Annotated in this window: 18 protein-coding genes and 4 pseudogenes; 10 read left to right on the forward strand and 12 right to left on the reverse strand. The window is 58.3% G+C overall.

Annotated elements, in window-relative coordinates:
• Nucleotides 1-246: 246 nt before the first annotated feature.
• Complete coding sequence (locus JCM25146_RS24770) at nucleotides 247-507, reverse strand: helix-turn-helix transcriptional regulator (RefSeq protein WP_199897680.1); 261 nt, start codon at nucleotides 505-507, stop codon at nucleotides 247-249.
• A gap of 74 nt (nucleotides 508-581) precedes the next feature.
• Between JCM25146_RS24770 and JCM25146_RS23285 the strand changes: the two are divergent.
• Nucleotides 582-1,047 (forward strand): annotated as a pseudogene (locus JCM25146_RS23285) (IS5 family transposase); the annotation flags it as partial.
• Nucleotides 1,048-1,056: 9 nt separating this feature from the next.
• On the opposite strand, the gene JCM25146_RS02445 reads toward JCM25146_RS23285, so the two are convergent.
• The 7 genes from JCM25146_RS02445 to JCM25146_RS02475 form a co-directional block, all read right to left on the reverse strand.
• A complete protein-coding gene (locus JCM25146_RS02445; protein ID WP_025825639.1) occupies nucleotides 1,057-2,409 on the reverse strand; it encodes a sensor histidine kinase in 1,353 nt (450 codons plus the stop codon).
• A complete protein-coding gene (locus JCM25146_RS02450) occupies nucleotides 2,406-3,080 on the reverse strand; it encodes a response regulator transcription factor (protein ID WP_025825641.1) in 675 nt (224 codons plus the stop codon). The genes JCM25146_RS02445 and JCM25146_RS02450 overlap by 4 nt, the downstream gene beginning before the upstream one ends.
• A complete protein-coding gene (locus JCM25146_RS02455) occupies nucleotides 3,061-6,150 on the reverse strand; it encodes an efflux RND transporter permease subunit (RefSeq protein ID WP_025825643.1) in 3,090 nt (1,029 codons plus the stop codon). The genes JCM25146_RS02450 and JCM25146_RS02455 overlap by 20 nt, the downstream gene beginning before the upstream one ends.
• Nucleotides 6,150-7,301 (reverse strand): efflux RND transporter periplasmic adaptor subunit, encoded by a 1,152-nt coding sequence (locus JCM25146_RS02460; protein WP_025825645.1) that lies wholly within the window; start codon nucleotides 7,299-7,301, stop codon nucleotides 6,150-6,152. The genes JCM25146_RS02455 and JCM25146_RS02460 overlap by 1 nt, the downstream gene beginning before the upstream one ends.
• A complete protein-coding gene (locus JCM25146_RS02465) occupies nucleotides 7,298-8,533 on the reverse strand; it encodes a TolC family protein (protein ID WP_025825648.1) in 1,236 nt (411 codons plus the stop codon). Before JCM25146_RS02465 ends, JCM25146_RS02460 begins: the two co-directional genes overlap by 4 nt.
• A gap of 19 nt (nucleotides 8,534-8,552) precedes the next feature.
• Nucleotides 8,553-9,068, reverse strand: a complete 516-nt coding sequence (locus tag JCM25146_RS16640) for a hypothetical protein (RefSeq protein WP_051543957.1) — start codon at nucleotides 9,066-9,068, stop codon at nucleotides 8,553-8,555.
• 209 nt (nucleotides 9,069-9,277) lie between these two features.
• Nucleotides 9,278-11,416: a heavy metal translocating P-type ATPase gene (locus JCM25146_RS02475; protein WP_025825652.1), complete on the reverse strand. Its 2,139-nt coding sequence runs from the start codon at nucleotides 11,414-11,416 to the stop codon at nucleotides 9,278-9,280.
• 75 nt (nucleotides 11,417-11,491) lie between these two features.
• On the opposite strand from JCM25146_RS02475, the gene JCM25146_RS02480 reads away from it, so the two are divergent.
• The gene (locus JCM25146_RS02480) at nucleotides 11,492-11,935 is read left to right on the forward strand and encodes a MerR family transcriptional regulator (RefSeq protein ID WP_025825654.1); all 444 of its coding nucleotides are present in this window, start codon (nucleotides 11,492-11,494) and stop codon (nucleotides 11,933-11,935) included.
• Nucleotides 11,936-12,372: 437 nt separating this feature from the next.
• On the opposite strand, the pseudogene JCM25146_RS16645 reads toward JCM25146_RS02480, so the two are convergent.
• From JCM25146_RS16645 to JCM25146_RS02495, 3 genes and pseudogenes are all read right to left on the reverse strand, one after another.
• Nucleotides 12,373-13,656 (reverse strand): annotated as a pseudogene (locus JCM25146_RS16645) (recombinase family protein); the annotation flags it as partial.
• Nucleotides 13,657-13,669: 13 nt separating this feature from the next.
• The gene (locus JCM25146_RS02490; RefSeq protein ID WP_025825656.1) at nucleotides 13,670-14,050 is read right to left on the reverse strand and encodes a helix-turn-helix domain-containing protein; all 381 of its coding nucleotides are present in this window, start codon (nucleotides 14,048-14,050) and stop codon (nucleotides 13,670-13,672) included.
• Nucleotides 14,040-14,363: a type II toxin-antitoxin system HigB family toxin gene (locus JCM25146_RS02495; RefSeq protein ID WP_025825658.1), complete on the reverse strand. Its 324-nt coding sequence runs from the start codon at nucleotides 14,361-14,363 to the stop codon at nucleotides 14,040-14,042. The genes JCM25146_RS02490 and JCM25146_RS02495 overlap by 11 nt, the downstream gene beginning before the upstream one ends.
• A 361-nt stretch (nucleotides 14,364-14,724) precedes the next feature.
• On the opposite strand from JCM25146_RS02495, the gene JCM25146_RS22740 reads away from it, so the two are divergent.
• From JCM25146_RS22740 to JCM25146_RS02520, 4 genes and pseudogenes are all read left to right on the forward strand, one after another.
• Complete coding sequence (locus JCM25146_RS22740; protein WP_199897681.1) at nucleotides 14,725-14,901, forward strand: hypothetical protein; 177 nt, start codon at nucleotides 14,725-14,727, stop codon at nucleotides 14,899-14,901.
• A 206-nt stretch (nucleotides 14,902-15,107) separates the two neighbouring features.
• Nucleotides 15,108-15,370 (forward strand): annotated as a pseudogene (locus JCM25146_RS23290) (DUF3363 domain-containing protein); the annotation flags it as partial.
• A gap of 60 nt (nucleotides 15,371-15,430) precedes the next feature.
• Nucleotides 15,431-15,559: pseudogene (locus JCM25146_RS23295) on the forward strand (TrbI/VirB10 family protein); the annotation flags it as partial.
• The gene (locus JCM25146_RS02520) at nucleotides 15,556-15,777 is read left to right on the forward strand and encodes a DUF2274 domain-containing protein (protein ID WP_025825664.1); all 222 of its coding nucleotides are present in this window, start codon (nucleotides 15,556-15,558) and stop codon (nucleotides 15,775-15,777) included. The pseudogene JCM25146_RS23295 and the gene JCM25146_RS02520, both read left to right, overlap by 4 nt.
• A 405-nt stretch (nucleotides 15,778-16,182) precedes the next feature.
• Here the strand turns inward: JCM25146_RS02520 and JCM25146_RS21895 are convergent, their stop codons facing one another.
• Entirely contained in the window at nucleotides 16,183-16,500 is a 318-nt protein-coding gene (locus JCM25146_RS21895; protein WP_148298948.1) for a hypothetical protein, read from the reverse strand.
• Nucleotides 16,501-16,770: 270 nt separating this feature from the next.
• Here JCM25146_RS21895 and JCM25146_RS02525 point away from each other — a divergent pair, with 270 nt between their 5' ends.
• The 4 genes from JCM25146_RS02525 to drmB are packed head-to-tail and all read left to right on the forward strand — an operon-like array spanning nucleotide 16,771 to nucleotide 23,639.
• A complete protein-coding gene (locus JCM25146_RS02525) occupies nucleotides 16,771-18,735 on the forward strand; it encodes a UvrD-helicase domain-containing protein (RefSeq protein WP_199897682.1) in 1,965 nt (654 codons plus the stop codon).
• Nucleotides 18,732-20,066: a hypothetical protein gene (locus JCM25146_RS22755; RefSeq protein ID WP_199897683.1), complete on the forward strand. Its 1,335-nt coding sequence runs from the start codon at nucleotides 18,732-18,734 to the stop codon at nucleotides 20,064-20,066. Before JCM25146_RS02525 ends, JCM25146_RS22755 begins: the two co-directional genes overlap by 4 nt.
• The gene (locus JCM25146_RS22760) at nucleotides 19,976-21,937 is read left to right on the forward strand and encodes a hypothetical protein (protein WP_199897684.1); all 1,962 of its coding nucleotides are present in this window, start codon (nucleotides 19,976-19,978) and stop codon (nucleotides 21,935-21,937) included. The genes JCM25146_RS22755 and JCM25146_RS22760 overlap by 91 nt, the downstream gene beginning before the upstream one ends.
• 1 nt (nucleotide 21,938) lies before the next feature.
• Entirely contained in the window at nucleotides 21,939-23,639 is a 1,701-nt protein-coding gene (gene drmB / locus JCM25146_RS16660; protein ID WP_199897685.1) for a DUF1998 domain-containing protein, read from the forward strand.
• Nucleotides 23,640-23,736: the final 97 nt, after the last annotated feature.

Below are 23,736 nucleotides of genomic sequence, written 5' to 3' on the forward strand. Positions count from 1 at the left end.
TTCCAAATAAAACAGATCACTCACGCTGTGGTGACAGACCTCCACATCACACCAATCCCGCGCAGCGGGTTCGTTCTGCCCCCATTTACTGACGAAGCACAGACGTCAATCACAATGATGTCGTTGGGCGAGACGACTCTAGTTAGTGATCCGGCTCGGTGTCAGTGTGCATATCGTCGCTCAGTTCACGATTGACCCATATCCACAGAAACAGACGAGAGTGAGCTAGTCGTTCGTTAGATATGCCTACCGTGATGCTGTTGCATACTGCTTTGGCGTAACCCCGAAATGTCGACGAAACTGATTGATTAAGTGGCTCTGGTCATAAAAGCCAACGCTCGTCGCCGTTTGCGCGGCACTTACGCCTTGAGCGAGCAGTGTCTTGGCGTGACCGAGCCGGATTTGTGTCAAGAATTGATGGACCGACAGTCCAGTCGCTGCACGAAAACTGCGCATGAGGTGATATTGGCTGATCCCAACGGCCGAAGCGACCTCATCGATGCGCAAATGTCCATGGAATGCGTCTGCGAGAAATGTCTGTGCTTTCCGGATATCGGCAGAACGCGATGCAGCTTTGACCGATTGTCCGCGCTCACTAGCATAGTGCGGGCGCCCGTAAAAAGGGGACGGATCAGGCCATCGGGCGGCCCCGGGGCGGACTGACCACGAAAATCCATACCATTCTTGATGCCGCGGGGAAGGCTGTGGCTCTTTCTTTGACGCCCGGATAAAGGGCCGACATCACTGAAGCAAAGCTATTGCTCAATGAAGTCGATTCCGTGTCCTTCATCGCCGACAAGACTTATGAAGTCGATCCCCTCATCGAAAATCTTGAAGATCGGGGGATCACACCGATTATTCCATCAAAGAGAAACCATATCTGTCCACGAAAAACCCGTTTTTTGATTTATAAAAAACCGAAATATTATTGAGCGCTTCTTTGCCAGACTGAAGCTGTTCAGAGGCATTGCAACACGCTATGATAAGCGGAAATCAGTCTTCTGTGCAGCAGTGCTACTCGTCTCCGCTGTCATCGGAGCTAACTGACGATACGTCCTAGTCGTCCTGATCATCAGTCTGGGTTTCCAGATCAGGAAAACGGATGGAAACACCAAAACCACGTTTTGTTCCGGCAAGGGGGGAATAGAGCAAGAGCGTGGCGTCCATTTGTTTGGCAATATTGCTGGCAATAGCCAGCCCCAGCCCACTGCCATGTACTGTATGACTTCCACGCACAAACGGGTTTGTTAATCTGGCAAGAGTTTCAGGGGGTAAAGCGGCACAGTCGTTCGTAATATCAATACAGCCGTCAGGCAGAATGGTTACCACAACGGGTGTTGCGATATTGCGGTGTAACAGGGCATTTTCCAGAAGATTACGGATTAGAATACCCGTTGCATCCATGTCTCCGTAAACAAATATTTTCGATATTCCATTTGTTTTTAAAATAATATGCACATCATCATACACATTGCACGAAAGGTCATCGACCAGAACGTGTATGACGGCCAAAAGATCAAAACGGTCTCGGCGGAATGCAATGCCGGACGATGCGCGCGATAATTGCAGCAGTTTTTCTACAGTCCGGGCTAGTCTGCGGGTCCGGCTGGCGATGAGTTCCACCCGTTCATCCAGCTCCGAGCCAGCGGGGAGCATACGACCGAGCATTTGCACCTGCGCCATAAGTGCCCCTAGTGGATTACGGAGTTCATGGGCTGCACTGGCGGCAAAAGCACGTTCAGTTGATAAGGCAGTTTCCAGCCGTTCCATAAGCGTGTTGACGGAGCGCTGGATGGGGAGCAGCTCATCTGGCAGGTTCAGGGAGAGAATGGGGCGCAGGTTCCCGCTCCCACGGGCGCGCATTTCATCGTGCAGGCGGTCCATGGGGCGCAGGGCCCGGTGCACAATCAGACGTACCAGCAACCAGATGACCGGCATAAAAAGCAGCATCGGGACGATGGAAATCATGATGGCCCGTCGGACGGCTTCCTGTCGGTGGAATGTAGGCTCTCCCACAAGAACATGATAGTGATCAGCCGAAGGGGCCGCGACATAAACGCGAAACTGCGCCACGTTGACAAACCCGACCTTGCCACCCTGCACAAACGGAGTGGTGGGGGCATTCTGTGAGCGCAGTACAATATGCCCCGTATCATCAAGCACCTGATACGCCAGTGTTCGGGGGCCAGCTTCTGGTAACCATGCGACGGAAACAGAGGTCTGGTTGCGCATTCGGTCTGCTACAACTGTCTGCAGGCGTTCAGAGACTTCCTGCAAGGAATTATCCAGTCTTTCCGTCACCTCATAACGGGTAAACCCACCCACGGCCGTGCTCAGCAGCAGCATGCCCAGCATGACCACCATCAAGATACCGCTGACAATGCGCGTTGAAAGCTTCCAGCTTTTCATGCGTTGTGCGTCTTGTCATTCAGGCAGTACCCACGGCCACGTATGGTTCGTATGGCCGTATTCCCTACCTTTCTGCGCAAACGGCTGATAAAAACCTCCACGGTGTTACTGTCCACCTCATGGTCGAGGGCGTAGAGTGCTGTATCAATCTGCTGGCGCGAATAAATCCTGCCCGGATTGCGTGATAGCAGTTCCATGATAGCCCACTCACGGGCTGTCAGGTCCAGTCTCTGTTTATTGCGTGCGACTGATTGGTTTTCGCGGTCAATGGTCAGTTCACCAAGGTAATGGATCACCTGCTTACGAGGTGCAACATATCTGCGCGCGACAGCCGCAATCCGCGCAACCAGTTCGTTCAGATCATATGGTTTGACAATGTAATCATCCGCCCCATCAGACAGGCCCGTAATCCGGTCACTAATCTGGTCTTCTGCCGTGGTAATCAGGATGGCAACATTGTGGGATGTCTGGCGGATTCCACGCAGTAATTCGCGTCCATGGCCGTCTGGTAATCCCATATCCAGCAAGATAAAGTCATACTCTACCGTAGCAAGGGCTGCCCAGGCGTCCTCCAGTGTCATGAACCAGTCCACGGCATGCCCTTCCAGGCTAATCCGTTCCTGTACTGCCGCTCCCAGATCCTGTTCATCTTCAACGATAAGGATACGCATTAACTCTGCTCCTTTTCCCGCACGGTCCGGCATATAGCAAGGGGAGCACCAGAAGCGTCAGCAGAGTGGAGGATACAAGCCCACCGATGACAACACTGGCCAATGGCCGTTCCACTTCTGCTCCGGCACTCTGGGAAAACGCCATGGGGAAAAATCCGAGGCTTGCCACAAGAGCCGTAGCCATGACCGGCCGGAAGCGCGACTGGGCAGCCCTGAAAGCAGCCTGGGCAACCTGCATGCCTCTGGCGCGCAAAGCTGATATTTCACTGACCAGCACAACACCATTGAGAATAGCAACACCAAACAGGGCAATGAACCCGATGCCTGCAGAAATACTGAACGGCATCCCCCTGAGTGTGAGGGCAATAACGCCGCCGGTTGCAGCTACCGGCAGGTTGATAAACACGAGCAGGGCCGGAAGTAGGGCACCAAATGCGAGAACCAGCAACGCAAAGATCAGCCCCAGAGCAATGGGCAGAACAAGCTCCAGCCGACGTGTGGCAGATTGCAGGTTCTGGAACTGACCCTGCCATTCCATTGTGTAACCTGCAGGGAGTTTGACCTCCTGCCTGACGCGGGCCTGTGCCTGCGCCACGTAGGAAGCAAGGTCCCGGCCCCTGACATTAGCCTGTATGACCATGCGCCTGCGCACCCTGTCCCTGCTGATGCGTGGTGGACCGTCCACCTCATGCACATGCGCAACCTGTGACAGCATGACACGCCCCAGACCATCGGCCCGCCGGATCTGTAGTGCGCTGATAGCAGCAATGGACGCGACCTGACGGGCATCAAACCGGACCTGGGTGCTGATCATGGCATTACCCACAGTCACAGGGTGCCCTATGTGGCCACCGACAGCTTCTACCGTATCCAGAATATCCTGCATGGCAACATTCCGGCTGGCCGCCTGAATGCGGTCCACGTCAATGACAATCAGCGGCACGGTGCCATCACCCGCAGGGGCTACGTCTGCTGCTCCCTGCACGCCAGACATGACCGCAGCCACCTGATCGCCTAATCTGGCAAGGGTTTGCAGGTTGTCACCATAAATGGAAACAGCAATCTGGGTTCTGACACCCGACAGAAGGTCGTCCATACGCATCTGGACAGGCTGGCTCCATGAGTAAAGCGCATCGGGAAGTTCCCGCCGCAGGGTTTCATCCATTGCGGCAACCAGTCCGGCCTGAGTGTGTGCGGTTTTCCATGTTGAAGGGTCATTGAGGAAAATAAAACTGTCTGTTTCATTCACGCCCATTGGGTCGGTTGGTATGGCGGAGGTGCCAGTATTGCTGACCACGGCTTTGACCTCAGGAAAACGGCGGAGGATCTGCTCCTGCAGAGAAACGGATGCAAGTACCGTGTTTAAGGATGCCGAAGGAAGGCGCGTTGTTGTTACTGTGAGCGCCCCTTCATCCAGTTGGGGAATAAACTCTCCGCCCAGCCGCATTGCCAATCCGGCGGAGAGCACCAGAATGGCCAGAGTGCCACCAAACAGAATGCGGGGATGGTCTTTCCCCCATTTGACCATGATGGCGTATGGCGCGCGCAGGGTGGTTATCAGATACGTCTCGCCTTTGGGGTGCACACGTCCCAGCAGCAAAACGGAAAGAACGGGAACACAGGTAAAGCAGTACAGCAGGGAAGCCAGAAGCGCCATAATCACAGTCTGCGCCATAGGGCGAAACATATGTCCTTCTATGCCCTGTAACGTCAGCACCGGCAGATACACCATGATGATAACAAGTATGGCAAACCCTACCGGGCGTATGACCTGTTGCACGGATGAGATAACCAGAGCCGTGAAGTCCACATCAGGTTCTTCTTCCCGTCGTGCGAGAATATGCTCGACAACAACAAGAGAGCCATCAACAATCATGCCAAAATCAATGGCGCCAAGGCTCAGCAGATTGGCTGAAATGCCAAAATACCGCATGCCAGCCATGGTTGTGACAAGAGCGACCGGAATAACGGATGCAATAACCAGAGCCGCCCGCCAGTTGCCGATCACGACAATCAGCACGCCCAGCACCAGCACGGCCCCCATAAGTAGGTTGTCGCGCACAGTGGCAATGGTGGTGCCGGTCAATGTGGCGCGGGTGTAATAGGGGTCAAGCGTAACGCCTTCCGGCAGGGATTGCCGGATGCGGGGCAGGGCGTCCTTTATGGCCGCCAGCGTTGCATTCGAGCTTGCCCCGCTTTCCATCATCACTACACCAATGACGATTTCACCCTGTCCATCGCGGGTGACTGCGCCAAGGCGGGTGCGCACTCCCATGCCAACGTGCCCAAGGTCTCGCAGGCGCAGGATGGAACCATCGCTGTTGCTTCGGACAGGAATGTTCGCAAAATCATCTAGGTCGCGCACCAGACCACGACCGACAACAATCTGCTGCTCCGCATGGTGTGTAATCCACCCACCACCAGATGCGGCATTGTTGCCATCTATCGCGCGGTAGACGTCTCCAGCAGAAAGATTGCTGGCAACCAGTCGTGCCTGGTCCAGTGTGACTTCATATGTTTCCTCTCCACCCCCGTTCACGTTTACATCCACCACACCGGGCACCAGACGCATCTGGGGCACCACGACCCAGTTCATCAGGCGGTTCAGTTCTGTCAGTGAATGCCCCGCTCCCTTGATCTGGAATTGCATGATCTCACCCATGCCGGTGGCAAGTGGCCCCATGCTGAGTGTAATACCGGGGACGGATATGGTCGTACGGGCCTGCTGCATCCGTTCATTAACACGTGTGCGATCGAGGTTGATGTCCGTATCATCGGCAAACTGTGCGTAAACGACCGAAACCCCACTGCGGGAAACAGAACGTAGATCCGTCATGCCGGGAATGCCGGTCATGCTTGTTTCCACGGGGAATGTAATCAGTTTTTCCACCTCTTCGGTCGCAAGACCAGGGGCGACAACAGACACAAGGACCTGCTTGGGAGAAATATCGGGCACGGCTTCCACCGGCAGACCCATGACCACCATAACTCCGGCAGCCATGAACAGGCTCAGCCCCCCCATGACCAGCAGACGGCTGCGCAGCAATGCGTGCAGGTATTTGAGCACCATCAGTCCGCGTCCATTCCGGCCAGCTCCACAACGGAGCGCAATGCAAAGCTGCCGTGGGCTACAACGTGTTCCCCTTCCTTCAGCCCTGTGTGGATAACGGCCTGCTCACCATTGTCCATGGCTACATCCACCACAACCGGATGGTAATGTGTGTTGTCTTTCTGGATAAACACAACGGACTGACCAGAAATTTTCTGTATGGCTTCGGAGGGCACGACAAGCCCCCGGACACCGTCTTTTCCAGCAAGTGTTCCATTGAGCACCATACCGGGTACCAGTGCGCCAGTCGGATTGGGAACAATGCTGATCAGCCTGACCAGCCCCGTAAGGGCACTGGCCATTGCGCCCACCGTATTGATGTGTGAGATAACCGGCCCTGCTGTCGTTACCGTGCTCTGCTGGGCACCGGGCTGAATATGCGCTGCCTGCTCTGGCGTCACATCGGAGACAACCCATACGCTGGAAAGGTCCGCCAGTGTCATGACATCCTGTGCGGGAGAAAGGTCTGCCGCAACGCTAATATCCAGTGTCTGCACCACTCCATCCACAGGGGCAATCAGGGTAGACGTTTCGTCCCGGCCTTTACGTGCGCCCTGTTCCGAAACCGAGTTGAACTCCTCCTTGAAGCGATGGCCCAGCGTATCCGCATCGGCCTGACGGGTCCGCACATTGGCATTGGCCTGCGCCAGCGCATCCTGTCTGCGGTGTAACTCGGCAATGGATACGGCCTGCCCCGCCAGCAGCTGTGCACGCTGTACAGCCTGTGCTGCATCATGCTGTGCTGCAATGGCAGCGGTCAGGGCTGCCTGTATCTGTGCATCCTGCAACTGGGCGGCGTGCAGGGAATGGTTCTGATAACGTAGTAATGGCTGCCCTTGGCGTACATGTGTTCCGGGCTGTACCAGCACCGCGAGCACCTTACCACTGCCTACGGGGTGAATGTGCACAAGCCGCGTGGTGTCGGGCATGACCTGACAGACGACCGGTATGCTCGGAAAAACCGTGCCAGATGCAACGGGAAAGACCGTAATCCCTTCATGGCTGACCGCTGCGGCATCAAGGGAGATATCGGCTGGTAACGCCTGTTCTGCGGCATAGGCGGCAAACTGCGGGAAGGCGCTTGCAAAACAAAGGAGCAGGAGTTTTTTCATGGCACAACGCCCATGGCCAGCAGCATGCGGATGGTTGCAACACGCCATTCAATGTCTGCCCGTGCACTGGCCATCTGGGCGTTGCAGGCTTCCTGCCGGGCTTGCAGGGCCGTATTCAAGGCGACTTCACCAACCCGCCATGCCCGCTCCTGCGCTACGGCACGTTTTTCCAGACTGTCTGCGGCTGTGCGCATGGTCTGTCGGGCGGTTGTTGCCGCCATAAGACGCTCGCGGACCCGCGTAATTTCCAGATGCACCATGCGGCGCGCCTGCATTTCCTCACTATTGGCCGTGGCCAACCGGTTGCTGGCTTCGGACATCATGGGCGTATTGCGCACTTCACTCGGCAACGGAACGCTGAAGTTAATGCCTACACGGTCATCCCAGGGGCTGCCGTATTGTTTTTCATGGATGGCATCAATGCCAATTTCTGGATTAGGCATAAAAGACCGGCGCGCCAGCTTCATGTTTGCTTCCGCAGCTTCAACATTATGGCGCACGACTTTTATGCGTGGGTCGTTCTCTTCCATATCATGCGGGTCCACAAAACGTGCATGTGCCAGCCCATCACCGCTGTTAAAGTCCACTTCACTGGCACGCCCCAGCAGGACTTCCTGCTCGGCAAGGGCATTATTCATGGCCTCTTGCGCCAGTGTCTGTTCATTACGGGCATTTTCCAGTCCTGCCTGTGCCATCTGGCTGTCCGAAAGAGCCAGTTCGCCTGCGTGCACCGCGTGCGTCACATTCTGGTTGATCCGGCTTGTGGCGCTGTACAGCGCGTTTGCTACATTCAGGCGCGCCTGCGCGATCTGCAATGCTGCGGCAGCTTCCAGCACTTTGATCGAAAGCACCATATGCTCGACGTTAAGCTGCTCATTAATGGATTCAGATTCCGCCCCCGCGACCTCGCGGGTAGCGCTACCTTGCCCGGGCAGCCAGAGCGGTACGGACAGACCGCCCTGATAGGTTGTGTATCCCTCATTACTGCCTATGGCATGGTCATCCATATACTCACCCGAGAGTGTTGGCCCGCCCGCAAACCAGGAACCAGCCGCACTGACACGTGCTTTAGCGGAATGATGCCCCACCTGAAGTGCCTTACGCACGGGGTCAATGCTCCAGGCCACGCTGACTGCATCATGGAAAGACAGCGCTTTTTGCGGTGTCTGGGCCTGAAGGGAGGGCATGCCTATGCCCCAGCAAGCCACACTTAAAAACAGGACAAGCCGCATTGGATGACTCACGTCCCAATCATTGAGGAATAATTGGCTTGTTATGCGTCACGCGTGCCGCCAGATCGTTCCATAAATTCGTGGTCACGAGGTTTATGTCTGCTTTGACTGACGAGGGGGATTGTGTACGAGAGAAAGAGGAGAGGGACATCCGCTCGCCAATCACAAATCGTCCTTGGGCATACAGCATGGCGGAGATTGTTCCCTGCCGCCCTTGCCCCAACGGTCGTTTGACGGTGATCCGCATATGTGGAGGTGGGGCTGCTATAGTCTCAAATGCCTGCACTTGCAGGGCACCGGAAGGACAGGCAACCCCACCCAATACTGCTTCACGCAATACGGAAAATGGGTAACCACCATAGGTGCCATCAATATGCAGGCTAATGCCTTGCCCGATAGTTTTGCAAATATCTTCTGTAGCATCGTTTGCATGGGCCAGTCGGGGGCTCGTGCAAACCAGACTCAGGATGATTACCCCATAACGGGCGAGCTGGATTGCGCTGTTGGTCTGTTCTCGTTTGTTAGTCACGTTCATGTCATCCTGTTGAAAGTCATAACCTTCATAACAGAGGAAAATGACGTGAACCTGAACGGCAGGGAAAAGGTAGAAAATCAGGCTCGCAGGGTATAGCGACTGTTTGCCTATGTCAGGCATGAGAGTGTAGGCCGACGACCCTTGCTCTCATGCCTATTTTGCCCCTTGCCTTTTGTTGCTGGAGCATCAAAGGGCAAGGGCAGGCTCTCCTAATTTTTTTGTGCAAGTCCCGCGGGTTTTGTGCGTAAAAGCCGCAGGGCGTTCAGGGTTACAAGAACGGTGGCGCCGGTATCGGCCATAATGGCCAGCCACAGGCCCGTCATGCCAATAATGGTTGTTACCAGAAAAACCCCTTTCAACCCGAGTGCGATGGATACATTCTGCCGGATATTGCCCATGGTCGAGCGGGCAAGGCGAATAAGGGCCGGAATGTCTGTAATACAGTTACGCAGTATGGCGGCGTCCGCGGTTTCCAGCGCAACATCTGTTCCCGATCCTATGGCAACACCAACTGTTGCCTGTTTAAGGGCTGGGGCATCGTTAATGCCGTCCCCCACCATCATAACCGGGCCACGTGCTGCCAGTTCGCGGATGGTCTGCTGTTTCTGCTCCGGCAGCAGTTCGGCTTCGTAATCCGTGTGCAGCAGGGCTGCAATGGCTGCGGCTGTGCGTTGGTTATCTCCTGTCAGGATAATGGGCGTGACCCCAAGGCTGCGGAGTTGCCGTATTGTTTCCTGCGCATCCTGCCTTGGTTCATCCCGTAATCCGATCAGTGCCAGAGCCGTGCCGGTATAAAGGACAACAACCGTTTTGCCTTCACTTTCCATGGCAGTGGCCTGTGCCGCGGCTGTGCTGGACAATGCGCCATCCTGCATTGCATGCCGGGGGCTGGCGATTGTTATGATCTGCCCATCAAGCATGGCAGACACACCCTTGCCCGCAATGGCGCGGCTATCCTGCACAGTTGGCAGCGCCATGCCTGCCGCCTTGCGTACAATGGCCTGAGCCAACGGGTGGTTGGAGGCTTTTTCCACTGCTGCGGCAAGAGCAAGAACTTCGGCCGTAGAGTGCTGATCCAGGCAGAGAATATCCGTTACCTCGGGCTGGCCCATGGTCAGGGTGCCTGTTTTATCCAGTGCAACCGTTTTGATTGCCGCCGTGGCTTCAATAACGGCACCGCCCTTCATAAGCAGGCCGTGCCGTGCCCCAGCGCATAGAGCCGATGCAATGGCGGCAGGGACCGAGATAACCAGAGCGCACGGGCACCCAATAAGCAGCAGGGACAGGCCACGATAGACCCAGACCGACCACGCCTGCCCAAAAAATAGGGGTGGGATAGCTACAACCAGTGCAGACAGAACTACAATGGAAGGCATGTACCAACGGCTGAAGCGGTCAATAAACCGCTGTGTTGGTGCGCGTGAGTCTTCCGCCTGTTCAACCATCCGGATAATCCGGGCAATGGTATTGTCTGCGGCTGCACGTGTTACCTGTATCCGCAGGGCTGTTTCGTTATTAATCGCCCCAGCAAATACCGGGTCGCCCGGCCCACGTGTTACGGGCATGCTCTCACCCGTTACGGGGCTTTCATCCACACCGCCGGTGCCAGAAATGATCGTGCCATCGGCAGGGATACGGTCCCCCGGCCGCACAATAACAATATCGCCGGGCACAAGTTCTGCTGCCGCGACGTCTTCCAGCATGTCGTTTTTTTCGCGCAGTGCCGTTTTGGGGACCAGCGTGCTTAACGCCCGAATGCCATCGCGTGCATGGCTTACAGCAACGCCTTCAAGCAGTTCGCCCACTGCAAACAGAAAGACAACCAGAGCCGCTTCCTGCGCTGCGCCAATAAACAGCGCACCAGTTGCGGCAATGGTCATCAGTGCTTCAATGGAAAAAGGCTGCCCTGCACGGATGGCGGCAAAAGCCCGTAAGGCAATGGGGATAAGGCCCGCAAGGCACGCTACAATAAAAGGCCAGTTCCCGGAAGCCGGCAGCAGAAGTGTTAGCCCCCATGCCACCACAAGCAAGGTTGCGGTGAGCAGAACAAGATGCCCTTTTCCTGTTCGGTACCAAGGCGCGGCGGTTTGTGTGGTGTGCTCGTCAGACTCATTGCGCGCGCCGCCTGCCTGTGCAATGGCTTCAATACCGTAACCAAGGCTTTTTACCCGGTTTTCAATGTCTGCCGGGGAAGTGGCATGCGTCGTTGCCGTAACCCTGAGTTTTCGGGACATGACAGATATTTCAACCGCTTCAATGCCGGGTAGCTGGTCTACGGCTCCTTTTATTTTTGTAGCGCAGGATGGGCAGTCCATCCCTGTTACGAACCATTCATGTGTATCCGGCATTATATCCTCCTGTCCCAACGAGAGAGAATGAGATAGCTACATCCTCTAGTAACTAGAGGTTCAAGGGGATTCTGCATGTTGAGTATCGGAAAGCTGTCTGGGCTGACTGGTGTAAAAGTGCCAACCATCCGGTACTATGAGCAGATCGGGCTGCTCCCCAAGCCGGAACGGAATGAAGGTGGGCAGAGAATTTACAATCATACCAGCCGCGAACGTCTGAATTTTATTCGCCATGCGCGCGAACTGGGTTTTCCGCTGGACGATATTCGTGAATTGCTGGCTCTGTCGGACGACCCCGACCAGAGCTGTGACGCCATTGATGCCATTGCAAAGCGCCAGCTTGCGGAAGTGGAGCACCGGCTTGTAAGGCTGAAGGCCCTGCATAAGGAACTTGAGCGTATGATAGTACAATGCACCTGTGGCACAGTGCAGACATGCCGGGTTATTCAGGTTCTGGGGGATCATGGCCTATGCGCGGCTGATCATCAGAAAATCGTGTCTCATGATATTGACCAGTAACGACGCAAATGACTGCTTGCTTGGAGTGCCCTGCCAAACTTCCTTTTACGGTATAAATATCAGGCGTGACTATGGCCTGATTTATCAGGATTATTGTGAGTAAAACTCAGCAATATAGTTCTATGAAATGCATATTATTCATGAAAAAATACTCAGGACTGAGAGCGCTAGGCCGTAACACAGGCCGGGCCGGAATGATGATCTGATCAAACCTGCCAAGTCTAATGCAGGCGCTCTCGTGCTGATCGTTTTGGGAGAGAGTGCGTGTCAAAACCGGACAAGAACACACTGCGTCTTATTTTTCCGCAATGGCAGGGTGGGGATAACCCACCATATTATCTGGGGTCCAGATTGCTGGCATGGCTGGCACCCCCATCCCACGGACCGGTTGAGAAATGCTAACCATGCCAGGAGCGGGTTTTGTTATGATCAAACATGCCTTCCTTGATGGCTTCGATGATGCCCCGGATCTGTTTCTCGACCTTCACCTGTTCGATCTGCCAGACATCGGCATTGGACCTGCGTTCGCGATTGAGGCGGTTGGTCTCCTCGGCATAGGCGCGCATCGCCTCGGCCGCGATCTCCGGCGCCATCATCCGGTCCTTCAGCCCGGAGAGCACGCGGCGCTCCAGATCGGGGCGGGGGATCGTCCGGCTGTTGGTGCAGGAGCCGTTGGTGACATGGGACGAGCAGGCGAAACGGTCGGAACCGCGCAAGGTGTAGGGACCGCCGCACTGGCCGCAGAACAGCAGACCCGACAGCAGGGATTTCGGTCGGCGTGTGCCGTTGAGCCGGTTGCGCTTGTGATGCGCCCGCACGGCCTCGGTGACGTTGACGTATTTCTCGGCGATGACGCTCTGACGGGCCTTGGTCGCCTGCCAGAGCGCGTCGTCGACGATCCGCAGGTCGGGAACTTCCGTGATCACCCATTCTGACTCCGGGTTCAGGCGCGAGACGCGCTTGCCGGTGGACGGATCTTTCACATAGCGTTGGCGGTTCCAGACCAGACGCCCGATATACAATTCGTTGTTGATGATGCCGGTGCCGCGCTTCACATGGCCCCGGATGGTGGTGTCGCTCCACAACTTGCCCTCGGGGCCAGCAATGCCCTGATCGTTCAGGGCCTTGGCAATGGCGCGTGGCCCAATGCCAGCGGCGAAGTCATGGAAGATGCGACGGACGATCTCCGCCTGGCGGGCGTCGATCTCGCGGTCGCCCCGGATCTGCTCGCCCTTTGCATTGAACTGCCGGACAACGCGATAGCCGTAGCACAGGCCGCCGCCAGATTTACCGTCCTCGACCCGACCGCGCAGGCCGCGATGGGTCTTGGCGGCGAGGTCTTTCAGGAACAGGGCGTTCATCGTGCCCTTGAGGCCGACATGCAGTTCACTGATCTCGCCCTCCGCCAGGGTGACGATAGGAACGCCGGCGAATTTCAGGTGCTTGAACAGGGTGGCCACGTCGGCCTGATCGCGCGAGATGCGATCCAGCGCCTCGGCCAGCACGATATCGAACCTTCCCGCCTGGGCGTCCTGCAACAGGGTCTGAATGCCGGGACGCAGGATCATGCTCGCGCCAGAGATGCCCGCGTCCTTGTAAGCACCAACGATTTTCCATTTCTCGCGCTTCGCGTGTTCCCGGCAGATGCGGAACTGGTCCTCGATCGAGGCGTCGCGCTGGTTGTCGGAAGAATAGCGGGCATACAGGGCGACGCGGGTCATGGGATGTTCCTTATCAGGCGACCTTATCCATCCGGCTGGGCCGGATCAGCACCTCGGCGGAGATGCCGAGACCGTCATGCAACTGGCGGATCATGTCGATCGACAGGCCGCGCTTGCGGTTCAGCACATCGGCCACCCGGTTGCGTGGGCCGATCATCGGTTCCAGATCCTTGCGGGTCAGGCCCTGCTGCTCCATGCGGAAGCGGATCGCCTCGACCGGATCGGGCGGATCGATCGGATGGTGCTTCGCTTCATAGGCGTCGATCAGGGTGGCCAGCACGTCCAGACGGTCGCCGTCCGGTGTGCCGCTCTTCGCACCCCACAGGCGCCCGACTTCTTCCAGCGCTGCGTCATAATCCGCCTCGTTGCGGATGGGTTTCAGATCAGCCGTCATGTTTCACCTCCGTCACGTCGATCCTGTCATACGCTTTGTGTGTGCCGATCCATTTGATCCAGACGATGCTTTTTTCGAAATCGACCGCCACCACTAGGCGATAGGCATTGCCCTTGATGTTGAAGACGATCCGTTCGGCGCTAACGATGCTGGCCGTCGCATAGAGCCGCTTCACATCGGCGGTGCTCGTCCAGGCGGCCCTGCCGACTTCGGCGAACCAGGCGTCCAGCGCCGCCTTCACGGCCGGCTGGTCCTTCTGACCTGCCAGGCTGTCGACGAACTCTCTCAGCGTGCGACGGGCGATGATCCTCATTGACTGGCCTTATATCACGGGACCATAATGGTCACAAGGAAAATGCACGACAGCCCGGCGAATGGTCTTTCGCCGGGAGAAATGTAGTCGGGAAGGGGAGGCTACCGCATAGGGCCGGATCGGTTCTGACGGGCCTGTTTCCTCTCCAGCGCGCGGGCACGCTCGAACTGCTCGCGGGCCATTTGACGGCCGATCAGGCGGGCGAGGGAAAGGATGGCCTCATTGGAGGGGCTAACCGCATGTTCGGCCGTTTCCGCCTCACTGGCGGGGCCGAACACCTCGATCCTGATCCTGTCGGGTCATCGTCTCACCGGAGGATGCCGGGGATCTCGCCGACCTGACGGGCTACACCCGAGATCTGATGGCGCAGGTTGAAGCCGATCTGGGCACGAAACTCGATTGGGTTGCCGTCAATCATCATAACACCGGCCATTCGCATGTGCATGTCGTCGTCAACGGACGTGACGATCTGGGCGAGGATATGGTCATCAATGGCGATTATCTTCCAACGGCATCCGCGAACGGGCGAGCGAACTAGTGACCTTGGAACTCGGCCCTGCCACCGAGATCGAGCTGCGCCGAAAGCTGGTTGCCGAAATCGACCAGGATCGTTTTACCCGTATCGACCGGGCGATGCTCGCAGAGGCGGAGGACCGGTTTCTCGATGTGCGCTACGAGCCTGATGATCCGCGCGGGCAAGCGGATCGGACCCTCCGTCTGCGCCGTCTTGGCAAGCTGGGCGATATGGGCCTCGCCACGGAACATGCGCCGGGCGTGTGGGAGCTGAGCGAGCGGCTGGAGCCGACGCTGCGCGAGATGGGTGAGCGCGGCGACATCATCCGCACGATGCAGAAGGCGCGCGGGCGGAGGGCGCTGAGCGCGACCCGATGAGTTTTGCGATCCATGATGCAGCACCTGCGACGCCGATCGTCGGTCGCGTCCTCGACAAGCATCTGTCGGACGAACTGGGCGAGGAACTGACGCTGGTGGTCGATGGGATCGATGGTCGCACGCATCATGTCGCGGGCATGGACGCGGCCCGTGTCGCAGAAGCACGGATCGGCAGCAACCGCCTGATCGATCGCAGTCTGAATATTCAGCCGACGCTGACCGACCGGCCGGGCCTGCCGTTCACGCTTATTTTGAATCGCGATCTTGCCCTCACACCCTGGAAAGCGAAGGAACCCCGCCCATGACGAAGTTGAAGCTTGGTCCGATCGAGGATGACAAGCCCGTGAAGATTACGCTGGAGCTGCCCGCCGCTCTGCACCGTAATCTTGTTGCCTATGCTGAGATATTGGGTAGTGGAGCCGGGCAGGCGCCCACCGATCCCGTGCGTCTCGTTGTGCCCATGCTAGAGAGATTTATCGCTACTGATCGGGGATTCGCGAAAGTGCGGCGAGCAGCATTATAACGGGTTACGGGTGAATGAAGACGGGCCGAGGCACAAGCCGACAGGCAGATAGCGCCTTATATCAGACCTCTGGGTAGTCCTTATCTATGTCCAGAAGCAGACACGGTAAGAGTAAAAAGCGCTTATATTCGTAGCATATAAACTTTCACTACTTGTCAGATTTGATATACAATAGGATTAATGAATCGAATATCTCTCCTGGTAAGTTTAAAGGTTAACCACAATTACCGACATTACTATAGATAGACAGACAAATTTTTATGAAACGCCCCGGCGTGGGCTGCATGCCCCGCAACTAGATATATAAAAAAATCAATTAAATCAGCATGCTGTGGATCGTTCACCAATGGCCTATCCTGTGCCGGTGAAGAGACTACACGATTTCAATCGTTTACGTAAACGGGTTCAAATCGGGGGGGAAATACCCGCAACCAAATAGATGCAGGCTACGCGGGTAGCTGCTTCCATCATACCAAGCACTGACAATACTGCCGATTGCCCGCTGCGGCTCGATATTGCCGCCGATCGCCGCATGACCATGCGGTATAGGTCGCCCCATTTGCGCGGTCGCCCGCAGACCGGGTCTCCGATCAACAGCGATGCGAGTACCGCCCATTCAATATCCGTCAGGCCCTTCATATCGCTGCAATCTGCGGCTATAGTTTCGCCATGTGGTCGGGGGGGGGGGAAAGTCATGGCCCAGTTGATGGTTTCGCAACCCATTGAAATCATAAGGCCTTCGATCGCTCAGCCCTTCTCGAATGGGCTTTGAAGGGGGAGGTAGATGACCATCACGGTAGCTCTGAGGACGGTTGATATTTGCAACGATAGTTTGGCGCATTAGCTTGGATGCGAAGGCAAGTGGATACGGTTCGAGTTGCCGTTTGGCGAGCAGGTCAAATTGTTGATACTATCGACGAGCCTCCTCTCGACCAGTCGGCGACCGAGGCCGTCACGTCGAGTAGCCGGATCCATGGACTGAGTCAGGAGCAGATGGCAGAACAGCCGCACGACGCCGGTACGCGTCGGGAGATTATCGGCGCACCTGCGTCCGCCCGCATGATCGTAGAAGCCGGGCCGGGTATGGGCAAGACGGAGGTCGCAGCCCGTCGTCTGGCCAGCCTCATCCGCAATGAACTCTCACCGGCCCAGATCCTGGTCCTGAGCTTCTCCCGAGGCGCGGTTAGGACGCTGACCAAGCGTCTCGGCAGAGTCGACGAGGCCGATCCTCGGGTGGTGGAGGAACTGCGCCATTTGTCGGTGCGCACGTTTGACTCATGGGCCTTCCGCATGCTGAGATTACTTGGAGAGGCCCCTCAAAGGCTACTGGCGCGGAAACACGACGACAATATCGCCGCGCTCACCAATCTGATTACCGGCGATCGCGGCGGCGACGTCCGCCGCTTCATGGGTGACCGGCGACACCTCATCGTGGACGAGTTTCAGGATCTTCCTGGCGTCCGGGGAGATCTCGTCCTCGCTCTGCTGTCGCTTTTAGCTCCGCCGGACCAAGAAGGTTGCGGGTTTACCATTTTGGGCGATCCGGCACAGGCGATCTTCGGTTTCGCGCGTGGTGTTCGCGCGAACGGGGCGCCGTTCCCGTCTCCGCAGGAATACTGGCAAGAGGTCTTGCGATCTTACGGGAGTGGCCTTGACGAGAAAAGGCTCGCCCGCAACTTCCGCGCCGATCCGCCTCTCGCGCGTATGTCGGCCGAGTTGCGCAGCGTGTTGTTAAGCAACCGGCCGGACAAAGAGAAGCTGCGTCACATGCTCGCTGCCGTGGCCGCACTTCCGGAGACTTCGCTCCCCCTCGGACGCGGCTTGCTCGAGGCAGTCACTGGTGGCAGTCGGGCCATCCTGACACAGACCAATGGCGAGGCACTAAGGGTGCTCCAGGCTCTGTACAGGGACGACCCTGAACCATCCACGATCCGCGTGTGGTTGCATGCGGGCAGTCATACAATGTTGCCGCCGGCGTGGATCGGCGGCTTATTGAGAAAGCTACGCTCTACCTCTCTACCACGTACGCAGTTCGCGAAAATTTATGCTCTTCTGACGAAACTCTGGGGAGAGGAGGCCTGCGTTCGGTTGGGGCTGCCAGCCGAGGAGGTTGCGTGGGTTCGATTGGCGCAGGCTAGCGGAGCCCCGAACGATGCGACCGCCATCGACGTTACTCAACTTCGCGAACGTCTGGCTTGGCCCGATGCATTCCCGGACGACCAGTCGATCGCCGAGGACGGTGTGATCGTCACAACCGTCCATCAATCGAAGGGAATGGAATTTGACGCAGTCACCCTGCTCGAGCCCCCCGTCGCTGGCGGCGAAGACGACGATGAAGAGGCCGATGTCGAGAGTGACGAAGAGCAGGGAGAGCGTGCCAGCGTCGCCTATGTCGCCATGACGCGCGCCGGCAAATCTCTCGACCGCGCGGGTGCCGATCAGATCTTCCAAGTGCCGGTGCATCGGAAGTTCGCCGGCGGGCGCAGACGACTGTGTTCATGGCGGAAGAACTGGATCAACATGGAAATGGGTCTTCGGGGGGACGTCGATCCCATCGGCTTCGCCGATCCAGCGCTGTTGGGCGGAGTGGCCGGCGTTGAAGAGTTGCAGGCGTTCCTGCTCTCCAACGCCAGCGCGCTTTCGGGCCGCAAGGTGATGCTTTGCAGGCAGTATGCCGATGGCAAAGCCGAGTGGCATATACATCTCCAGGAGGGTTCGAAGCCGGGCCGCCTTGTAGGCCGGACGTCCAATCGGCTTTCGCTCGACCTGCTGAGGATTTTACACAAGCATCGTCAGAAACTTCCTCGGACCATCATGAACCTCCGTATTTCGTCGGTGGGGACCGTGACTTCAGATGGCACCGGCCGCCTTGGCGAACCGGAGAGAACCAGTGGGCTATGGCTGGGGGTCGGCCTCTTCGGCACCGGTGATTTCCAGACATGGAAGGATAAGAAGTGAGCCGTCCCGATTACCGCTCGGTCCGCACTGATCTGCTGCGCACTGCGACCGCCCTGCTTCTGGGACCTCTCGAACCGAACGAGGAGATCGCTTCAGCACCAGTTGACACTTACCTGACCGGCATCCTTTGGCCGGAAGGTGAGATGCTGGACGTTATGGAGGACGACCAAGACAATGGCGCGCCCAACGACGCCGACGGTGAGATTGATGCTGGTGTGCCTGGTTATCGCGCCGTTCGACCGTGTTCGCTGGGCCTTACATTCGCTGTTGACGAGCAAGCCACAGTCGTCGTCTCGACGGCGTTGACGGCGCGATATGTGCCGATCGAGCGCGAACCGACCGAAGGGGGTAAGAGGCGGCGTCGAATCTGGGCAAGGCGGCAGCTCGACTACATCCACGAGATTCTGCCCGGTGAAGCTGGCATTTGGAGCGTCCACGACTTCGTAGGTCCGGACGGCGCCCCTATTCACGATCCCACAGTCCGACTGCATATTCGTCGACGTCTTTCCGGAGGTCGTCAGATCCTGACGATCACATTGATCAACAAGGCGCAACCCACTGACGACCGCCTGAGAGACGAATTCTGCCTTCTGCAGTCAGGCCTCAAGATCCAATCGATCGCATCAGATGGCCAAGGCGCAATCCGCCCACGGCAGACACCCGCACCTGCTGGCGCGGACGATGACGCACGCTCCGCAGCGCTTCTCTATCGTGACGTGCTTGAATATGCTGTCGGACACGGCGTGGCCGTTATTTGGGAACCAGCTCCGGAACAGCGGATCGGCTGGCTCGAAACGGCATGGATGCCTGTCGCCTCCGTGAAAGGCATGAGCGCGTCCGGGCACGATACCCTGAGGAAGTTCCTCGGCCAACATCCGCAGGCGCTGTCCGCCGAATGGCTGGCCCGACAGGAGGAGCGCGGCAAGGTCACGAGCGTACTCCGCGGATTGGCGTGCAGCTATGAGGAGTGGATCCGCGACGAGCTCGCATCCCGCGTCGACGGGTTTTCGGGCGACCTCCGGATCGCGGCTGACCGGAACCTGGGCCTCTGCAGGATGACGCTCAGGCGCATCCAGGCGGGGATCGATACGCTTGCCAGCGACGAGGACGCTTGGAAGGCATTCACGTTGGCTAATGCGGCGATGGACAGGCAGTCGCGGTTTCCTGCCAAGGGTGAGCGTGCGGGGCCGCTCACTTGGCGGCCGTTCCAGCTGGCTACATACTTATGGTCTTACCAGGTTTGGTCGATCTCGCGGATCCCGACCGCGATCACGTCGACCTGCTCTGGTTTCCCACCGGCGGTGGCAAGACCGAAGCATATCTCGGGTTAACGGCTTTTCAGATCCTCTACCGCCGGCTAACTGACGCAGCACGACGGCACGAGGGCGGTGTAGACGTGCTGATGCGCTACACCCTCCGTCTTCTGACCGTGCAACAGTTTCAGCGCGCCGCTGCGCTGATCTGCGCATGCGAGGCGATCAGGATTGAGCGTAAAGATCTCGGCGAGGCCCCGATCTCACTCGGTCTCTATGTCGGAGGGGACGCTACTCCGAACAGAGTCAGCAAGGCGCTAGAAGCTCTCGACCTTGAACACGACGGTCAGAAGCCGAAATCGACCCCTCGACAGCTGTTGGAATGTCCGGTCTGTGGCAGCAGACTTGACGCCGATTGCTACGAACGGGCTCCAGACGACGCCGGCATAGATATCCGCTGCCCGAACGAGGTTTGCGCGACGGGCGGCAAACCGCTCCCCGTGATGACGGTGGATGACTTCATCTACAATGCGCCGCCCAGTCTCCTGATAGGCACCATAGACAAGTTCGCTCAGCTTCCACGACGCAACGACATCCGGGCCCTCTTCGGCCTGGATGGCGGCCTCCGGCCCGGGCTTATCGTCCAGGACGAACTGCATCTGATCTCTGGACCGCTCGGGTCGATTGCCGGCCTCTACGAGACCGTCGTCGACTTGCTCTGTACCGACGACGGAATCCGCCCTAAGGTGATCGGCTCGACCGCTACGATCGGGCAGGCCAGACGCCAAGTCCGGGCATTGTTCGACCGCCCGGTGCTCCAGTTTCCTCCGTCCGGCTTCGAGGCTGCAGACTCCTTCTTCGCTGTGCGTGACAAAGACGGTCCTGACCGGCTGTATGTCGGGTTGTGCTCGGCCGGTCGAAGCCCGAAGTTCGCGCTCCAAGCGGCAGCCGCGGCGCTCCTCCAGGGGATCGGCCACCTCGTCAACGTTGGAGCGGACCCCGCTCTCGCCGATCCCTTCTGGACTGCCGTCCTCTACTTTAACAGCCTCCGCGAGCTCGGCGGCGCCCATGTGCTCCTGCAAGACGATATTCCACGACAGATTGCATTCCTCGCGAGCCGCCTCGGAGGTGGTGCGCGGGTTCTCGAGACCGATGCAATCGAGCTGAGCAGCCGGGTATCTTCCCGCGACCTCCCAGACTTCCTCGCTCAACTTGGAAATCCGCTTACCGACGGCAGCGATCCGTTCGAACCCGAGCCGCGTGATGCGGTCCTGGCATCTAACATGATTTCCGTGGGTGTCGACGTATCCCGCCTCGGCCTGATGCTGGTCAACGGACAGCCCAAGTCGACCGCCGAATACATTCAGGCGAGCAGCCGAGTGGGCCGCGGCATCGACGGCCTCGTGATGACTCTCTACAATTTCGGACGGCCGCGCGACGTCTCGCACTTCGAGCACTTCTTGACCTATCATGGCGCGCTCTACCGGAGCGTCGAGGCGACCAGTGTCACCCCTTGGGCGCCTCGCGCACGTGACAAGGCCCTCCATGCGGTCATCGTGGCGGCAGTCCGGCACCTCTCTCACGGAATGGACGGCGATGAGGACGCGGTCGACTTCGATGCCAAAGCAGAGGACGTAAGGCTACTCATCGCTGCCATCCGCCAGCGCGCGGACACAGCCTCTGAGGGAATCGAGGCGGAGGCCGCCGCCGAGGACATCGACGCCATCGTAGAGGAGTGGGCTTGGAGAGGCGCAGGCGCGCGCGCCGCTGGAACCGACCTGCTTTACTGGAAGCGGCCCGCCCCTTTCGGCAAGACCAGGCCATATCTGATGACGTCGGCCGAGGAGGGCGGCCAACCGGGTACTCTGGCCTGGATAACCCCGAACTCGATGCGCGAAGTCGAGCCGTCCACCGCTTTTGTATTGAAATCGATCAGCAGGAGGCCCTGACGTGGCAAGACGACCCCGGAGCTTCCCCACGCCTGAACCAATCGATGCTATCGAGCCGATTGGAACCGTTCGCCGATCGCAACTCGTCTCGACCTTCGGCATTGGAGCGATCGTCGATCTTGAGAAGGGATCGTTCATGCCCATGGGCCTCGAGGACTGGGAACGGGTCAACTCCCTACCGTCGCTCAGGATCGGCGAGGAGCGCCTGCAGGCGATGCTTGGTGTCAGCCACTTCCGCCTCGGTCCCGTGAAGGAGCAGTTGGCCGGAACCACACAGATCCGCGCCCGCAGCGCGGCACCCGCAGTGAGGTTTCCCGAGTGGCACGAGTGTCCAAAGTGCCATATCATCGGGCGAGAGGGCACGCCCTTCGAACTCGCCGACGATGGTGCCCGACTGCGCTGCACAGCCCATGGCGGCAATGTCTTCACCAATCCTGTCCGCTTTGTAGTTGCCTGCCGCCGCGGCCACCTCAGCGACTTCCCGTGGGAATGGTGGGCACATCGAGGTCATGAAGAGGGTATTTGCCAGCGTCCGCTGCTGCGGCTCGGCTCGCACGGCGAGTCCGCGTCCCTCGCCGACCTTTTCGTAATTTGCGAGGCCTGCAGCACGCCGAACCGGAAGACTTCGCAGTCGTTAGGGACCGCGTTTGGCGCGGATGCCCTCAATGGCTGGGCATGCGATGGCTTCAGACCCTGGCTGCATGATCGTCAAGCTGACTGCCCGGAGCCGGTGCGCGCTCTCCAGCGCGGCGCCTCCAATGTTCACTTCGGCGTGGTTGGCTCCGCACTTTCCATCCCGCCCGCATCTGAGGCGCTGACACAAATCGTCGAGCAATCCCGAATGTATCTCGATGGCGTGCCCGAGGCGGCGCTTCCCGCCGTCCTGACGGGCGTGTCCCAGACCTACGGCGTCCCGGTGGACCAGCTACTGGCGGCATACCGGCGCCTGCGGTCACTTGAAGGAGGCGGCCCTCCTCTCACAGAAAAGATCGCGCGCGAGCAAGAGTACGACGCGCTATCGCAAAGCCGCGACGACCCCATCGTTGGCGGGGTAGTGCCGCAGTTCCAGAACGATGTACTAGATCCGCCACCGGCGTTGTCCAACTGGTTCGATCTCGTCGGAGCGACGTCGAGGCTTCGCGAGGTGCGTGCCCTTGCAGGGTTTTCCCGGATCGAGCCGTACCCCGTCAGCCCGGAGCGCGTCCGGCAAGCAATTGCAGAAGGCAAGGTATCCCCGCTTTCGAAGACCGAAAGAGCTTGGCTCCCTGGTGCCGAAATAAGGGGCGAAGGCATCTTCCTGCGCTTCCGAACGGAAACCGTCGACGGCTGGATCGAGGACAACCCCGGCCTTATAACCCGCGCCGCCATCCTCGAAACCCGAAGTGGAGCGATCGCGCAGGAGCGCGGCTATGACCGCGATTACACAATCACGCCGCGCCTGCTGTTGGTGCACGCCTTCTCGCACGCCTTCATCCGGCAGATCTCGGTCGAATGCGGCTACTCAGCCTCCGCGCTGCGCGAACGCCTCTACGTATCCGACACCGGGAGGACCATGAACGGCGTCCTCATCTACACCGGCTCGCCCGACTCAGAAGGTAGTCTGGGAGGCTCGTCCGCTTGGCCGACCCCCAACTGCTCGAACCGATCGTCCTCCGAACGCTCGCCAACGCCGGCTGGTGCGGAAGCGATCCGGTGTGCCTAGAGACGGACCCAAGGCAGTCGGGCGATCGAATCAGCGGCGCGGCCTGTCACTGCTGCCTCCTCCTTCCAGAAACGGCGTGCGAGCGCTTCAACCGGGA

Origin of the sequence: Acetobacter okinawensis JCM 25146 (assembly GCF_000613865.1) — a bacterium.
Classification (GTDB): domain Bacteria; phylum Pseudomonadota; class Alphaproteobacteria; order Acetobacterales; family Acetobacteraceae; genus Acetobacter; species Acetobacter okinawensis.

Coding starts and splice junctions, on each gene's coding strand:
- JCM25146_RS02445 (WP_025825639.1), bottom strand. CDS start 2,409: ATGAAAAGCTGGAAGCTTTCAACGCGCATTGTCAGCGGTATCTTGATG.
- JCM25146_RS02450 (WP_025825641.1), bottom strand. CDS start 3,080: ATGCGTATCCTTATCGTTGAAGATGAACAGGATCTGGGAGCGGCAGTA.
- JCM25146_RS02455 (WP_025825643.1), bottom strand. CDS start 6,150: ATGGTGCTCAAATACCTGCACGCATTGCTGCGCAGCCGTCTGCTGGTC.
- JCM25146_RS02460 (WP_025825645.1), bottom strand. CDS start 7,301: ATGAAAAAACTCCTGCTCCTTTGTTTTGCAAGCGCCTTCCCGCAGTTT.
- JCM25146_RS02465 (WP_025825648.1), bottom strand. CDS start 8,533: ATGCGGCTTGTCCTGTTTTTAAGTGTGGCTTGCTGGGGCATAGGCATG.
- JCM25146_RS16640 (WP_051543957.1), bottom strand. CDS start 9,068: ATGAACGTGACTAACAAACGAGAACAGACCAACAGCGCAATCCAGCTC.
- JCM25146_RS02475 (WP_025825652.1), bottom strand. CDS start 11,416: ATGCCGGATACACATGAATGGTTCGTAACAGGGATGGACTGCCCATCC.
- JCM25146_RS02480 (WP_025825654.1), top strand. CDS start 11,492: ATGTTGAGTATCGGAAAGCTGTCTGGGCTGACTGGTGTAAAAGTGCCA.
- JCM25146_RS02490 (WP_025825656.1), bottom strand. CDS start 14,050: ATGACGGCTGATCTGAAACCCATCCGCAACGAGGCGGATTATGACGCA.
- JCM25146_RS02495 (WP_025825658.1), bottom strand. CDS start 14,363: ATGAGGATCATCGCCCGTCGCACGCTGAGAGAGTTCGTCGACAGCCTG.
- JCM25146_RS22740 (WP_199897681.1), top strand. CDS start 14,725: ATGGCGCAGGTTGAAGCCGATCTGGGCACGAAACTCGATTGGGTTGCC.
- JCM25146_RS02520 (WP_025825664.1), top strand. CDS start 15,556: ATGACGAAGTTGAAGCTTGGTCCGATCGAGGATGACAAGCCCGTGAAG.
- JCM25146_RS21895 (WP_148298948.1), bottom strand. CDS start 16,500: ATGGGTTGCGAAACCATCAACTGGGCCATGACTTTCCCCCCCCCCCGA.
- JCM25146_RS02525 (WP_199897682.1), top strand. CDS start 16,771: ATGGCAGAACAGCCGCACGACGCCGGTACGCGTCGGGAGATTATCGGC.